This window comes from Brachybacterium atlanticum (assembly GCF_025669985.1).
Classification (GTDB): Bacteria; Actinomycetota; Actinomycetes; order Actinomycetales; family Dermabacteraceae; genus Brachybacterium; species Brachybacterium conglomeratum.
Window position 1 is genome coordinate 56,060 of sequence record NZ_JAKJJW010000013.1, and the last position, 13,225, is coordinate 69,284.

At 74.4% G+C, this 13,225-nt stretch carries 11 protein-coding genes; 4 read left to right on the forward strand and 7 right to left on the reverse strand.

Annotated elements, in window-relative coordinates:
• Positions 1 to 139: 139 nt before the first annotated feature.
• Together L3K22_RS08435 and L3K22_RS08440 are read right to left on the reverse strand one after the other, a co-directional pair.
• Positions 140 to 613 carry a SufE family protein gene (locus L3K22_RS08435; protein WP_133677114.1) on the reverse strand — a complete coding sequence of 158 codons (474 nt, stop codon included), beginning with the start codon at positions 611 to 613 and terminating at the stop codon, positions 140 to 142.
• Positions 610 to 1,524 (reverse strand): sulfurtransferase, encoded by a 915-nt coding sequence (locus tag L3K22_RS08440; RefSeq protein ID WP_263310975.1) that lies wholly within the window; start codon positions 1,522 to 1,524, stop codon positions 610 to 612. Before L3K22_RS08440 ends, L3K22_RS08435 begins: the two co-directional genes overlap by 4 nt.
• A 149-nt stretch (positions 1,525 to 1,673) precedes the next feature.
• Here L3K22_RS08440 and L3K22_RS08445 point away from each other — a divergent pair, with 149 nt between their 5' ends.
• From L3K22_RS08445 to L3K22_RS08455, 3 genes are all read left to right on the forward strand, one after another.
• The gene (locus tag L3K22_RS08445; RefSeq protein ID WP_263311006.1) at positions 1,674 to 2,096 is read left to right on the forward strand and encodes a VOC family protein; all 423 of its coding nucleotides are present in this window, start codon (positions 1,674 to 1,676) and stop codon (positions 2,094 to 2,096) included.
• 728 nt (positions 2,097 to 2,824) lie between these two features.
• Positions 2,825 to 4,552: an HNH endonuclease signature motif containing protein gene (locus L3K22_RS08450; RefSeq protein ID WP_263310976.1), complete on the forward strand. Its 1,728-nt coding sequence runs from the start codon at positions 2,825 to 2,827 to the stop codon at positions 4,550 to 4,552.
• A gap of 159 nt (positions 4,553 to 4,711) precedes the next feature.
• Positions 4,712 to 6,049, forward strand: coding sequence for an alkaline phosphatase family protein (locus L3K22_RS08455; protein WP_263310977.1), 1,338 nt, complete (start codon positions 4,712 to 4,714; stop codon positions 6,047 to 6,049).
• On the opposite strand, the gene L3K22_RS08460 is transcribed toward L3K22_RS08455, so the two are convergent.
• From L3K22_RS08460 to rlmC, 3 genes are read right to left on the reverse strand one after another with little or no spacing between them, the layout of a single operon-like run.
• The gene (locus L3K22_RS08460) at positions 6,037 to 7,026 is read right to left on the reverse strand and encodes an asparaginase (RefSeq protein WP_263310978.1); all 990 of its coding nucleotides are present in this window, start codon (positions 7,024 to 7,026) and stop codon (positions 6,037 to 6,039) included. The genes L3K22_RS08455 and L3K22_RS08460 overlap by 13 nt on opposite strands.
• Positions 7,023 to 7,676: an SRPBCC domain-containing protein gene (locus tag L3K22_RS08465; protein ID WP_263310979.1), complete on the reverse strand. Its 654-nt coding sequence runs from the start codon at positions 7,674 to 7,676 to the stop codon at positions 7,023 to 7,025. Before L3K22_RS08465 ends, L3K22_RS08460 begins: the two co-directional genes overlap by 4 nt.
• Complete coding sequence (rlmC, locus tag L3K22_RS08470) at positions 7,673 to 8,869, reverse strand: 23S rRNA (uracil(747)-C(5))-methyltransferase RlmC (protein WP_263310980.1); 1,197 nt, start codon at positions 8,867 to 8,869, stop codon at positions 7,673 to 7,675. The genes L3K22_RS08465 and rlmC overlap by 4 nt, the downstream gene beginning before the upstream one ends.
• 211 nt (positions 8,870 to 9,080) lie before the next feature.
• Between rlmC and L3K22_RS08475 the strand changes: the two genes are divergently transcribed.
• Positions 9,081 to 10,085 carry a hypothetical protein gene (locus L3K22_RS08475; RefSeq protein ID WP_263310981.1) on the forward strand — a complete coding sequence of 335 codons (1,005 nt, stop codon included), beginning with the start codon at positions 9,081 to 9,083 and terminating at the stop codon, positions 10,083 to 10,085.
• A gap of 18 nt (positions 10,086 to 10,103) precedes the next feature.
• On the opposite strand, the gene L3K22_RS08480 is transcribed toward L3K22_RS08475, so the two are convergent.
• Both L3K22_RS08480 and hrpB read right to left on the reverse strand, forming a co-directional pair.
• Entirely contained in the window at positions 10,104 to 10,571 is a 468-nt protein-coding gene (locus L3K22_RS08480; protein WP_263310982.1) for a DUF3817 domain-containing protein, read from the reverse strand.
• 134 nt (positions 10,572 to 10,705) lie between these two features.
• Entirely contained in the window at positions 10,706 to 13,204 is a 2,499-nt protein-coding gene (gene hrpB, locus L3K22_RS08485; RefSeq protein ID WP_263310983.1) for an ATP-dependent helicase HrpB, read from the reverse strand.
• Between the last annotated feature and the right edge of the window lie 21 nt (positions 13,205 to 13,225).

Here is a 13,225-nt window from a genome sequence, read left to right on the forward strand (position 1 = left end):
CGGGCCCAGCGGCCGGACCTGTCGGCCGGGCCCATCGGTCGGGCCCGCCGTCGGCGGATCGGCACGTCGCCCCACCCCTCGACGCACTGCGGCGCCGCCCCCTCGGGGACGGCGCCGCAGTGCTGCGGGAGGGGCCTGCTCAGACCCCGGCCTTCTCGGAGAGCTGGCGCTTGATCCGCGCGAGCATCCCCGACATGCCGTTCAGCCGCAGCGGGCTGACCACCTCGGCCAGGCCCAGCTCGCCGGTGACCGTGTCCGGGGTGTCCAGCACCTCGCCCACGGTGCGACCGTCGAGGGCCTCGGCGAGGATCGCGGCGAAGCCGCGTGTCGTCGGCGCCTCCGGCGGGGCGGAGAAGAACAGGTGCGCGGTCGCCTCGCGACCCTGCCCCTCCACCTCCGTGGCCAGGAAGATCGGGGACTGGCACTCGGGCACCGGCTCGAGCAGCTCCGGGTGCTCGGAGTAGCGCTCGGGCAGCTCGGGCAGGCCCTGCGAGAACTCCAGCAGCAGCTGCAGGCGATCCTTCCCGCCGAGCGCGTGGAAGTCGTCGGCGATCTCCGCGAAGCCCTCGGGCAGCGCGGAGGTCGCGGCGTCGGCGCTGTGCGTCGGGCTCATCGGGCGGGGACCCCGCCGGGCTCGGTGCCCTGCGCGATCGGCAGGCGCACGCCGTTGCCCCACTCGGTCCAGGAGCCGTCGTAGTTGCGCACCGAGTCGAAGCCGAGCAGGTGGGTGAGCACGAACCAGGTGTGCGCGGAGCGCTCGCCGATGCGGCAGTACACGACCGTCGGCGTCCCGGTCTCGAAGCCGAGCTCGCCCTGGTAGATCGCCTCGAGCTCCGCGCGGGACTTGAAGCGGCCGTCCTCCGCGGCGGCGCGGGCCCACGGCACCGAGCGCGCGGTGGGGATGTGGCCGCCGCGCACGGTGCCCTCCTGCGGGTAGTCGGGCATGTGGGTGCGCTCACCGGAGTACTCCTGCGGGGAGCGCACGTCGATCAGCGGCCCGCCGAGGAAGTCCAGCACATCCTCACGGTAGGCGCGGATCGGGGCGTCCTCGCGCTCGATGACGGGATAGCCGCTGGTCGGCGCGGGGCGGCCCTCGGTCGAGGTCGTCATCTCGCGACCCTCGGCCTCCCAGGCGGCGCGGCCGCCGTCGAGCAGGCGCACGTCCTCGTGGCCGAACAGGCTGAACACCCACAGCGCGTAGGCGGCCCACCAGTTCGACTTGTCGCCGTAGATCACCACGGTGGTCTCGCGGGTGATGCCGGAGGCGTCCATGAGCTTCGCGAAGCCCTCGCCGTCGACGTAGTCGCGGGTGACCGGGTCGTTGAGGTCGAGGTGCCAGTCGATCTTCACCGCGCCGGGGATGTGCCCCGTCTCGTACAGCAGCACGTCCTCGTCGGACTCGACGACCACGAGTCCCTCGGTCTCGCCCGCGGCGAGCCGGTCCGCGAGCCACTGCGTGGTCACGAGCCGCTCGGGGTGGGCGTAGTCCTGCAGGGAAGGAGTCGGATCGGCGGGAATGGTCATCAGTTCACCTTTCGACGGTCGATATCGCACGACGTATGCCCCCAGTCTGTCACCGTCGTGCGCGCAGTGGGGATCCGGCGATGACGCTGTGCGCGGACACGCGCGATGTGCTTCCCCCGCGGGGTCCGTGCTCCTACGGTGGCCCCATGATGGAAGACCTGGACACAGAGCCCGTCATCCCCACCCTCGATCTCACCGTCCTCGACTGCCCCGACGCCCTCCAGCTGGCCACCTTCTACGCGAAGCTGCTCGGCTGGCGGGTCGAGGAGGGCAGCGACTCCGACTGGGCGGAGCTGATCCCGCCCCGCGGCCGTCGCAGCGAGGACGACCCCGACGGCGAGGCCTCCCTCGCCTTCCAGAAGGTGCCGGACTTCCGCCGCCCCACCTGGCCCGACGGCGACCACCCCCAGCAGTTCCACCTCGACCTCTCCGTCACCGACATCGACCGCGCCGAGCCCCGGGCACTCGCCCTCGGCGCGACCGTCCACGAGCACCAGCCCTCCGCCTCGGGCAGCTTCCGCGTCTACCTCGACCCTGCGGGACACCCCTTCTGCCTGTGCTTGACGGCCTGAGGACTGGGTCCGTGTGACAGCCGCCTGACGAGCCGGCGTCGCCGGGTCTCGCCCCCGCGTCGCCGGTTCCCGCCCCTGCGCCCCTCCGTGTGATCACGGAGGGGCGCTCTGCGTCGTGAAGGGATCGGCGCGGTGGGGACGACGCGGATGCGCGGCCGACGGGGATGGGCGGCCGGCGGGGATGCGGGGCCGACGAGGATCCCCCTGGCGCCGGGAGCGGCCGACGCCGTGCTGTGCCGACACGGCCGAGGGTCCTGTGTGCGTCCTCGGGAGTCGCCTTTCGTCATGACGTCAGGTGAAGGGTGAGGGGAATTCAAAAATGCTGGTTCTCTGAATCGTCCGAGACTTCGATGTATTCGGTGGGGGTGTCGTCCATTCCTTCTGCCCGCCGCCTCTCGTGGCCTGTCGCCTGGCCTTCCGTGGTCGTGGCGCATGGCGTCCAGTGCGTCTCGAGGGTCCGCCCTCGGCGCCGGATGCGTCGACCTGGAATCGGGGGAGAGTGCAGGTCGAGCGCCTAGCAGGAGGGTGCGACAAAGAAGCATCGTCGTCCACAGCGGGGTGTGTTCCGGTGGATGAGTCCCCGCTCGATCCTCGCGCGGAGGGCTCGTCCACAGTGACTTCTCCTCCCCGCGGGGTGGTTATCCACAAATCGATCCACATTTCGATCTGGGGGTTCTGAAATGGGCGTGTGGTCGGTAGAGTCCAGGTATTCGAAGAAGCGCTCATCGGTGAGTGCCCGGACAGCGGGGGAGGTGGCGGCAGTGGGGGAGTTCGACGACATCGACGACGATGCGCGCCGCGACGCATCGTCCGAGACCGCGCGACAGTCCCCGTCGAGCGATGCCTCCTCAGGGCCGGGCCCGTCGAGCCCCGCCGCTCCCGCCCGTCCCGCGCGCGAATGGCGCGTGCGCGCCCGTCGGGAGCTCACCGAAGAGCTGATCCTCGAGGAGGTCGGCGGCATCGAGGGGAAGAACGCGGGCCGCGTGCTCGCGCTCCACTCCCTCATGCGAGAGGAGGCGCAGCTCCACGCCCGCCGTCTCCGCCATCTCGCGGACTTCTTCGCCGTCGACACGGACAACGAGGGCTCGCTGGTCGACGCGGACATGACCGCGATGAAGGTCGCCGTGGGACTGCGCTGCTCCATCACGCAGGCCACCTCGCAGATCCGCGACGCCCACCACGCCGTCGTCGACCTGCCCCGGATGTTCGCGCACCTCGAGGCCGGCGACCTGCCGGAGGACTACCACCGCTTCCTGCTGCGCCAGGTGCGACGGCTCGACGCCGACCAGATCCGCCTGGTCGACGAGCACCTGGCCGGCGTGGAGATCCCCTCGATCCCCCGCAGCACCTTCGAGGCCCAGGTGCGACTGGCCGTGGCCTCGGTCGGGAACGAGCTGAAGCCGCCCCGCGAGGCGCGCGAGGTGCGGATCGACGGTGTCGACTCCGAGCAGGGCGTCGCCTGGATCACGATCACCGGCCCGATCCCCGAGATCCGCAGCCTCGGCCTGCGGCTCGACGCGAGTGCCCGCGCCGTCCAGCGCGCCCAGCGCGTCGCGCTCGAGGCAGGGGAGGAGGAGCCGATCCCCTTCGACCTCGACGGCGACGTCCGCGACCGGGAGCGCCCCCTCAGCCTGTCGGCCCTGCGCTACGCGATCCTCACCCGCACCATGCTCGACCTCGACCCGGTCGAAGAGACCGCGCAGCCGTTCAAGATCCTCGTCACCGTACCCGTGACGACCCTGCTCGGGATGGACGACTCCCCGGCGATGCTCGACGGGCTCACCCCGATCCCGGCCGAGCTCGCCCGGGACCTCGCCGCGACCTCCTCCGTCTGGTACCGGATCCTCACCGACCCGATCTGCGGGACCCACCTCCCCGCCCGGATCGACACCTACCGACCCGACGCACAGCAGCGCATGCAGCTGCGGCTGCGCCACCCCGTCTGCGCGGCGCCCGGATGCACCCGCCCCACCGCGCTCGCCGCGGAGGACGACCACATCATCGAGTACGACCACCAGGATCCCGCCCGAGGCGGCCCGACCTCCCTCTGGAACCTCCACCGGCTGTGCCGGCGCCACCATCAGCTCAAGACCGCCGGGCTGATCGACCCTGCCAGGGATCCCCAGGACGACCCCGACCGCGGGGACCGCAGCACCAGCGCCGAACCGCTGGTCACGACCTGGCAGCTCGAGCAGGACCTCCGGGTGCGCACCGCGGAGAACACCGATCTGCTCACCCCGCGGATGACCCGCCGCCTCGACCAGGCTGAGAGGACGCACCGCCGCGCCCGGGAGGCCAGGCAGCGCGGACCCGACGAGCCCCGCTGCCGAGCACTCGACGAGGCCGAGGACCATCTCGCCGAGATCCAGCTCGAGGACGAGTTCACCAGAGTGCGGACGAAGCGCCGCGTCATCCCGCCCGGGCCGCCGCTCGACGTGGACCACCCGTCGTTCTGACTGCCGTGTACTGATCCGGACGCCCCGCCGCGGCGCCAGGTCGACCATGAACGGCGCCGACCGTGCTGTTCGCCCGCGGTTCACCGCCGCGACCGGAGGCGGAGACGAGCGCCTCCTAGCGTGAGGGCGCCACGATCACCTGCCCGGAGGAGCCCCGCCATGACCGAGACCGCCCGCCCCCGACGACGCCTCCTGGTCATCTCCGTCGACGCGATGAGCGTCGTGGACGTGCCCTTCGCCCGCACCCTCCCGCACTTCGCCCGGATCCTCGAGGGCAGCTGGGGCAGCGCCGAGGCGATCTACCCGTCCGTCACCTACCCGAACCACACCTCGCAGACCACCGGCCGCACCGCCGACGGCCACGGCATCTACGCCAACGAGAAGGTCACCCCCGGGGAGCGGATCCCCGACTGGTTCTGGGACGCCCGCGACATCGCCTGCCCCACCCTCTTCGACCTCGCCAAGGAGCAGGGCCTGACCACCGCCGCCGTCGGCTGGCCCGCCACCGGCTGGTCGCCCTCGCTCGACATCGCCGTCCCCGAGATCTGGGACCGCGCCGGCCTCGAGCCCACCCTCGCCGTGCTGCGTGAGGCCGCCACCCTGCGCGGCCGCGAGTACGTCGACCGCCATGCGCACGAGATCGGCTGGGACCGCAAGCACCGCTTCGGCCGCTTCAACACCGCCGTCGCCGCCGACATCCTCCGCACCGACGCGCCCGACGTGCTCTTCCTCCACCTCGTCGACGTCGACTCCGCCCGCCACGCCACCGGCCGCTTCACCGCCGAGGTCAAGGAGGCGTTCGAGCGGGTCGACGGCTGGCTCGGCGAGCTCCTCGCCGCCCTCGAGGACGCCGGCACCGCCGCCGAGACCGACATCGCGATCGTCTCCGACCACGGCCACGTCGAGGTGGGGCGCGTGCTGCGCGCCAACGCGCTCCTGGCCCGGCAGGGCTTCGTGCGCCTCGACGCCGACGGCGAGGTCAGCAGCTGGGACGCCTGGGTGCACGGCTGCGGTCTCACCGGCCAGCTCCACCTGCACCCCGAGGCCGACGAGACCACGCGCGAGAAGGTGCTCGCCCTGGTCGAGGACTGGGTCGCCGACCCCGAGGTGCCCGTCCAGGCCTTCCACCCGCTGACCGACATGCACGAGGACTACGGCTGGTCAGGCCCCTTCCTCGGCATCCTCGAAGGGGTCAGCGGCACCGCCTTCCAGAACCTCTGGGACGGCCGCTGGCTGATCGACCGCTTCGACCCCGAGTACGAGTTCCTGCTCTCCCAGCACGGACACCTCCCCGAACAGGACATCCAGGCCGTGTTCGCGATGACCGGACCCAGCATCGAGCCCGGGCTCCGCATCACCCGCTGCACCGTCACCGACGAGGCCGTCACCTTCGCGCACCTGCTCGGCCTCGAGATCCCGGACGCCGACGGCCGCGTGCTCGAGGAGATCCTGCGGCCCGCGCCCGTGCACCAGGACGCGGTGCGTCAGGACGCGTAGGCCTCGAAGGCCGCGCGGATGCCGTCGGCCGACGCCCCGGAGGCCAGCAGCACCTGCAGCAGCAGGCGGGCCTTCGGGGCGGGCAGCAGCCCGGCCATCACGGCGCCCGCATTCAGCAGGTCCACCTCGGAGCCGGGATAGCCGTAGTGGTGCGTGGAGGTGCCGCCGCCGAAGGGCCGCGCCGCGACCACGACAGGCACCCTCTCGCCCAGCAGGCGACGCAGGCGCGGCATCGCGGAGGGGGAGACGTGCCCCATCCCGACCCCGTCGATCACCAGCCCCGCCAGCGCCTCGGCGGGGAGGTGGTCCAGCAGCGCGAGGTCCTCGTCGAGGCCCGCGGTGAGCAGCGGCACCGCCGGGAAGCGGTCCGGCGGGAGTCCGCCGGAACGGGCCGGACGCGGCAGCGGGAGATGGAGGAGGCGCAGGTCCTCCCCGCCGACGATCGCGAGCGGCCCCGAGGGCTCCGAGGCGAAGGCCGAGACCCCGCGGGACGAGGCCTTCACGACCCGGTCCGCGAGATGCGCGTGGGCGTCGAACACGACCAGCACGCCCAGGCCGCGGGCCGACGGAGCGGTCGCCGCGCGGACCGCGTCGCGGAGGTTCGCGGGCCCGTCGGCGCCGGGCGCGCTCGCCGGACGCATCGCCCCGGTCACCACCAGCGGCGCCTCCCGGTCCCAGAACCGGTTGAGCAGGAACGCCGTCTCCTCGAGGGTGTCGGTGCCGTGGGTGAGCACCACGCCGGCCGCGCCGGAATCGACCGCGGCTCGCGCACTCTCCAGCACGGCGCGCAGGTGGTGCGGGCGCACATCGGAGGAGGAGATGTTCGCGAGCGCTCGGGGCCGCAGCTCGACGTCCCCGCCGACGGCGGCGAGCAGCCGCGCCCCCGTGTCGTGGTCCGGGCGGGCGCTCTCGCCGCGGGCGTCCTCGGTCATGAAGATGGTGCCGCCGAGGGAGAGCACCTCCACGAAGGCGCTCACTCGGTCTCGATCTCCTCGCCGAGATAGGCGGCGGCGGTGCGCACCGAGGCCTTGCGGGCAGGCTTGCGGTCCGCGCCCCCGGCGACGTGCGCCTCGTACCAGGCCTCGGCCGTGGCGCGCGTGAACTCCGCGCCGTCGGGGGAGCCGGCGAAGCTGCCCAGGCGACGCATCAGGTCCTTGCCCGGATCCTCGAGGTGCTGGGCCAGCGCGTACAGCGCCGCGTCCCAGCCGCAGCCCGTGGCGGCGGGGCCGAAGGTCGCCCAGTGCGCGTCGGCGGGGACGGTGTGGCGCAGGGTGAGGGTGCTGCCCCCGCCGTCGCCGTCCGTCCCCTCCTCCGCCGCCGTGATCAGCAGCTCCAGATCGCTCGAGCTCTTCCCGAACTCCCAGGTCAGCAGCAGACGATGCGGCGGTTCGACCTCGACCAGGCGGCCGCTGGTCTCCATCTCGGGCAGCTCGTAGCGCCCGCCGGGGACCACGTCGCCGCTGGCGGTGCCGAACCAGCGGGCGAGCCGCTCGGCCGTGGTCAGCGCCTCCCAGAGCTGCTCGGGGGCGGCGTCGAAGGTCTGGGAGAGGGCGACCGTGTTCCCGGTCTTCGCAGGGGTGACCGTGCGGGTCACGGCGGTCAGCTGGGCGGTGGGGGTGGGAGTCATGAGAGGCCTTCCTCGCCGGGGGCGATGCGTCGCAGACGCACGATCACCTCGGCGTGCTCGGTGTGGGGGAACATGTCGACGTAGCGGCCGGCGACGATGCGCACCGAGGGCATCGCGGCGAGGTCGTCGGCCAGGCTCGCCGGATTGCAGCTGGAGTAGAGGACGTCGCGGACCCCGGAGCGCTCGAGCCAGCCGGCGAGCTCCGGCCCGAGGCCGCGGCGCGGCGGGTTCACCACGACGATATCGGGCGGGCCTGCGGGGCCGGCGGCCTCCTCGATGGCCCAGGCGGTCGCGTCGGCCGCGAGGAAGCGGACCCGGGCGCCCGCGGCCTCCGCGCCCTCGCGCGCCCCGTCGATCGCCTGGGCGGAGACCTCCACCCCGGTGACCCGCGCGGCGGGGAGGGCGAGGGCGAGATGCAGGGCGAAGCCGCCGAGACCGCAGTACAGGTCCCAGATCCGCAGGCCGGGGCCCGTCTCCTGGTCTGCCCGCGCCCCCGCGATCTCGCCCGCCCACTCCGCGCCCTGGCGGTACAGGGCGCCGGCGACCTCGGTGTGGGTCTGCAGGAAGGACTGCGGGCGGGAGAACAGCGTGACGTCCCCGGTGCGCACGGCGAGACGACCGGCCCCGGCCAGCGGGATCTCCTCCTCGCCCTCGACGCGCGTGGTGTGCTCGGGGTGGATGTTCGCGCTGACCGACACGACCGAGGGATGCGCCTCGAGCAGCCGCGGCAGGTGCTCCCGCAGCCGCTCCAGCGCCGCGGTGCTGCGCAGCACGAAGCGCAGCAGATGCTCCCCGTCCGGGGAGCTGGTGACCAGCACGTTCTTGATCTCGCCGCGGCGGCGGGCGACGTCATAGGGCGGGATCTGCGCCCGACGGATCAGGGCCTTCGCCCCCTCGAGCACCTCCTCGACCCCGTCCGGGTAGAGGGGGCAGTCGCACAGGTCGGTGCCCGCGGACTGCCCGGGCAGGGTCAGCAGCGGCACCTGGGCGGTGCCGCCGACGGCCATCTTCCCGCGGGCGCGGAAGCCCTGCTCCGCGCCGACGATCGGCTCCGACCAGATCGTGCCCGGCGCGAGATGCGGGGCGAGCAGCTGCTCGACGCGCTCGCGGCCGCGGGCGACCTGCCGTGGGCGGGGGAGGTCCAGCAGCGTGCAGGACCTGCACGCGCCGGAGTCGAAGTGGTGGCACCGCACCCCAGGAGTCTACGAGCCCGGCCGTCGGCTGTCGCACCCCCGCGCTACCGTCGCCGACGGGTCACGAGACGCGGCCGGACTCCCTCGACAGAGGCCGCGCGGCAACCGGAACCGAACCCGGTGCCCGTCGAGGAAGACCCGGCCGGGGGCGTCCGCCCATCCGGTCAGATGGCCCGGGGCCTCCGCGGGCCCTTCTCGGAAGGTGATTCGCATGCATCTCGACGACCACGCGGCGACCTGGCGCGACCAGCTCGTCGAGCTGTCCCTGCCCGGGGTCGGGGCGGTGACGGCACGGGTGGACACGGGGCCGACGGACACCGCGCCCGACGGCGCGCCGGCCGAGGGATTCCGGCGGCGGGAGCCGACGGTGCCTCCGGCGCGGGAGACGGTGCGCCGCACGCTCGCCGCACGGCCGCCGCTCGTGCTCGAGCACGCCTGGCTGGTGGTGCCCGCTCTCGGGCCCGTGCTGCCGGTGGAGGAGGCGGGCGTGGGGCTGGTCGGCGACCTGTCCGGCCGGCGACCGCCCGAGGAGGTGCAGGGCGAGAGCGCTGCGCCGGCCCGTCCCAGCCGGGAAGGGGCGGAGGTCGGGGCTCCGATCGGGGCTCCTCGGCGGCGTCCGCTCTCCCCGCGCTGGGGCTGGTTCCGCGTCCCCGCCGTGGCGACGGCGCTGCGGGCGAGGGGCGGGATCGTCGGTCGCGGAGCGCTCGTCGGCCCTCGCCGGGAGTGGTACGAGCCGGCCGTCGCGACGCGCGAGGACCTGCTGGGCGCCCATCCGGACCAGGCGCTCGAGAGCGCGCTGGCGGCCGCGCGGGAGCTCGGACAGGTGGCGGTGCTGCGGATCGGGCCGGACGGGCTCGACGTCCACCCCACCGGCGCGGACCCGCGGGTCCCCGTGCTGGAGGGGCTCCCGCTGCAGGTCACGGCCCGGCCTGCGCAGTGCCCGCTGCAGGGCGAGGACGGCTGCGGGCCCTGCCGGCCCGTCGGCGGCCCCTGGATCCGTGCCTCGCAGGAGGCGCAGCTCGACTGGGAGGCGCGGCGTGCGCAGGCCGTCGCGATGCTGGGCTGCGGGGTGTGCTTCGGGGAGGCGCTGCCGCCGGAGCCGGATCAGCCACAGGTGCCGCGCCTGGCGGAGGCGGTGCCCGTCACGCACCTGGGCCGGCTGCACCTGCGCGGCGGCGGGAGCGTGCGGATCGACCCGCTCATCAGGCCGCGCTGACCCCGTTCGCCGGGCTGATCAGGCGAACCACTCCGTGGGCTGGCCCAGCTGCAGCAGCACCGAGAACACCACCGCGACCACGACGATCGCGATCACGCCGGCGAGCAGCGGGCGGCGCAGCGCGAGGGCGACCACCTTCTCCGGGAACGAGCGCGGGACGTCCTCGCGCAGCCGCCAGTAGTCCCCGAGCAGGCCCTTCCGGTGCGCCCAGCGCTCGAAGGGGACGGTGAGATAGGGGATCAGGGCGGAGCCCAGGCCCATCGCCAGGCGCCCGAGGCTCCAGCGCTGATCGACCGCGACCAGCACCGTCACCACCACGTAGGACAGGAACACGAAGCCGTGCAGGCTCCCGCCGATCCGCACCCCCACCTCGGTGACCTGCAGCGCGTACTTCAGCAGCATGCCGAGCAGCAGCAGGGTCCAGGTGACCATCTCGGCCAGGGCCAGCAGACGGTACAGGCGGGACGGGGTCCGGATCAGACGCATGGTCCTCATGGTGCCAGAGGCCCGCTGGATCCCACCCGGGAGCAGGGGCGGGGTGCGACGATCGCACGGGCCCTCGGCTCCCTGCAGGGCAGGTTGCCTGACCTCTCCCGCCGCGGCCACCGTGGTCACGACGGTCAGCTCGACCTGAGCCGCGCCGTGGTCCGCGCGGTGGCCGGCGCCGTCCACGGATCCTCCGGCCAGGGGTGCTTCGGATAGCGGCCCCGCATCTCCTTGCGCACCTCCCGGTACGGCCCGTCCCAGAAGGAGCGCAGGTCGTCCGTGACGGCGAGCGGCCGACGGGCCGGGGAGAGCAGGTGGAAGAGCACCGGCACCCTGCCCCGCACCAGCTGCGGCGTCTCGGCGAGGCCGAACAGCTCCTGCAGCTTCACCGCGACGACGGGTCGGCCGCCCTCCTCGTCCGGCGCGGGATAGTCGATCCGGGCGGTGGATCCCGAGGGGACAGGGAGCCGCTCGGGGGCGAGGGCATCGAGCTCGGACGCCTCCGGCCAGGGCAGCAGGGTGCGCAGCGCCGAGACCAGGTCGATGCCGTCCAGGCGGGCCCTCACGTGCGGGGCGAGCCAGGTCTCGAGCGCGGCCAGGAGTGCGTCCTCGTCCATCGCCGGCCACGGGTCACCGAGCTCGCGGTGGATCAGGGCGAGCCGGCCTCGCAGACTGCGGGCGGTGTCCGACCAGGTCAGCGCCTCCAGGCCCCTCTCGCGGACCACGGAGAGCACCGCCGGGACCGTGTCCTCGGCCGTCGTCGCGACCGGGGTGGAGGACAGCTCGATCGCACCGAGTGCACGCCGGCGGCGGGCACGGACGGTGCCGTTCTCGAGCCGCACCGTGCGCTCCTCGACGAGCAGACCGGCGCCCAGGTCGAGGGCCTCGTCCTCCGTGAGCGGGGCGGCGGCGCGGATCACCGCGCCGGTGCCGTCGGCGGCCCGCCCCTCCGCGCGCTGGACCTCCCAGACCGCGAGCCACGGCGCGCCGAGCAGGCCGCTGCCCTCGGGCAGGGCCGCCCGCGTGCCGGAGGCGAGGAGATAGGAGCGGGAGCCGTCGGCCACCCGCCGCGCGATCCGCTCCGGGCGAGCGAGGGCGAGGACGGCGCCGGGGGAGGCCGGGCCACCGCCGGAGCCGGCCAGCCGTGCGAGGCGGTCGCGCTCCCGGCGCCAGCGGTCGGCGCCGGGGGCACGGCCTGCGCGGAGATCGGCGAGGAGGTGGGGGAGATCGGCGCCCGTGGGGCGGTGGTCGTCGGAGACCGCGGCGACGACCTCGGTGGCCGACGGCCCGCCCGCGAGCAGGGCCCGCGCCTCGCGCACCCCGACCGGGAGCTTCGCGGTGCGGCGACCGGCTGGGGTGGGGCGGCCCTCCTCGTCGACCAGGCCCAGCGCCCGCAGCGTCTCCTCGGCGGCGCGGATCTCCGCGGCCGGCGGCGGGGTCAGCAGCGGCAGGTCCTCCCCGCGCGGCGTCCCCCAGCAGGCGAGCCAGAGCGCCGCGTCGGTGAGATCCGCGGCGGTGATCTCCGGCGGGGACTGGGCCGGCATCCCCGCGAGCTCCGCCTCGGAGAACACCCGCACCGCCCGGCCCGGGCCCTGACGGGCGGCACGGCCGGCGCGCTGCTCGATCGCGGCCCGCGAGGCGCTGACCGTGACCAGGCCCGACATGTCCCGCCCGCGATCCCGGCGCACCTCGCGGGACAGCCCCGCATCGACCACCAGATGCACCCCGGGCACCGTGAGGGAGGATTCGGCGAGCGCGGTGGAGACCACGATCCGGGGCGGCTCCCCGGCGCGGCGCCCGCCGGTCGCGCGGTCCTGCTGGGCGGCGGGCAGCCGGCCGTGCAGGGGGAGGACCTCGACCCCGTCGACGAGTCCCTGCAGGCGGGCGACCGTCTCGTCGACCTCGCGGGCGCCGGGCACGAAGACCAGGGCGTCGCAGCCCTCCTCCCGCTGCGCGCGGGCCGCGGTGCGGGCGAGATGGTCCAGGAACTCGCGGGTGACGCCGCGGGCGTCCAGGCGCGGGGACGGGGAGGGGGCGTGCTCGGTGCGCAGAGGGTGCAGGGCGCTCGGCACCTCCACGATCGCCGCGCCGTCCAGCACCTCCGCGACCGCCCGCGCGTCGAGCGTCGCCGACATCGCCCCGACCAGCAGGTCCTCCCGCAGCTGCCGCGTCTCGGCGAGCATCCCCAGCAGCAGGTCCGTCTCCAGGGAGCGCTCGTGGACCTCGTCGAGCACCACCGCCGAGACGCCCGGCAGCTCCGGATCGGCGAGCAGTCGCCGCAGCAGCACGCCCGGGGTGAGCATCTCGACGGCCGTGCCCTTCCCGATCGTCCGCTCGCCGCGGACCGTGAAGCCGACGGGGCCGCCGAGCGGGCTGCCGTCGAGGGAGGCGAGACGGCGGGCGGCCGCGCGCACCGCCACCCGGCGCGGCTGGGTGACCAGGGTCAGTCCGCCGACGAGGTTCGCGACCAGCGGCGGCACCAGTGTCGTCTTGCCCGTGCCGGGCGGGGCGGTGACCACCATCGCGCCCGTCCGCGCCGCGGCCCCGAGCTCCTCCCGTGCCGCGGCGACGGGCAGCCCCGCCCCGACGACGTCCAGGTCGAAGCGGTGCAGGGCAGGGGCGCGGTCCGTCATGCCCCCATCATCCCTGGTGCG

Excerpts from the sequence above, each read along its gene's own strand:
- L3K22_RS08435 (WP_133677114.1), bottom strand. The coding sequence starts at position 613 with ATGAGCCCGACGCACAGCGCCGACGCCGCGACCTCCGCGCTGCCCGAG.
- L3K22_RS08440 (WP_263310975.1), bottom strand. The coding sequence starts at position 1,524 with ATGACCATTCCCGCCGATCCGACTCCTTCCCTGCAGGACTACGCCCAC.
- L3K22_RS08480 (WP_263310982.1), bottom strand. The coding sequence starts at position 10,571 with ATGCGTCTGATCCGGACCCCGTCCCGCCTGTACCGTCTGCTGGCCCTG.
- L3K22_RS08475 (WP_263310981.1), top strand. The coding sequence starts at position 9,081 with ATGCATCTCGACGACCACGCGGCGACCTGGCGCGACCAGCTCGTCGAG.
- hrpB (WP_263310983.1), bottom strand. The coding sequence starts at position 13,204 with ATGACGGACCGCGCCCCTGCCCTGCACCGCTTCGACCTGGACGTCGTC.
- L3K22_RS08455 (WP_263310977.1), top strand. The coding sequence starts at position 4,712 with ATGACCGAGACCGCCCGCCCCCGACGACGCCTCCTGGTCATCTCCGTC.
- L3K22_RS08465 (WP_263310979.1), bottom strand. The coding sequence starts at position 7,676 with ATGACTCCCACCCCCACCGCCCAGCTGACCGCCGTGACCCGCACGGTC.
- L3K22_RS08445 (WP_263311006.1), top strand. The coding sequence starts at position 1,674 with ATGGAAGACCTGGACACAGAGCCCGTCATCCCCACCCTCGATCTCACC.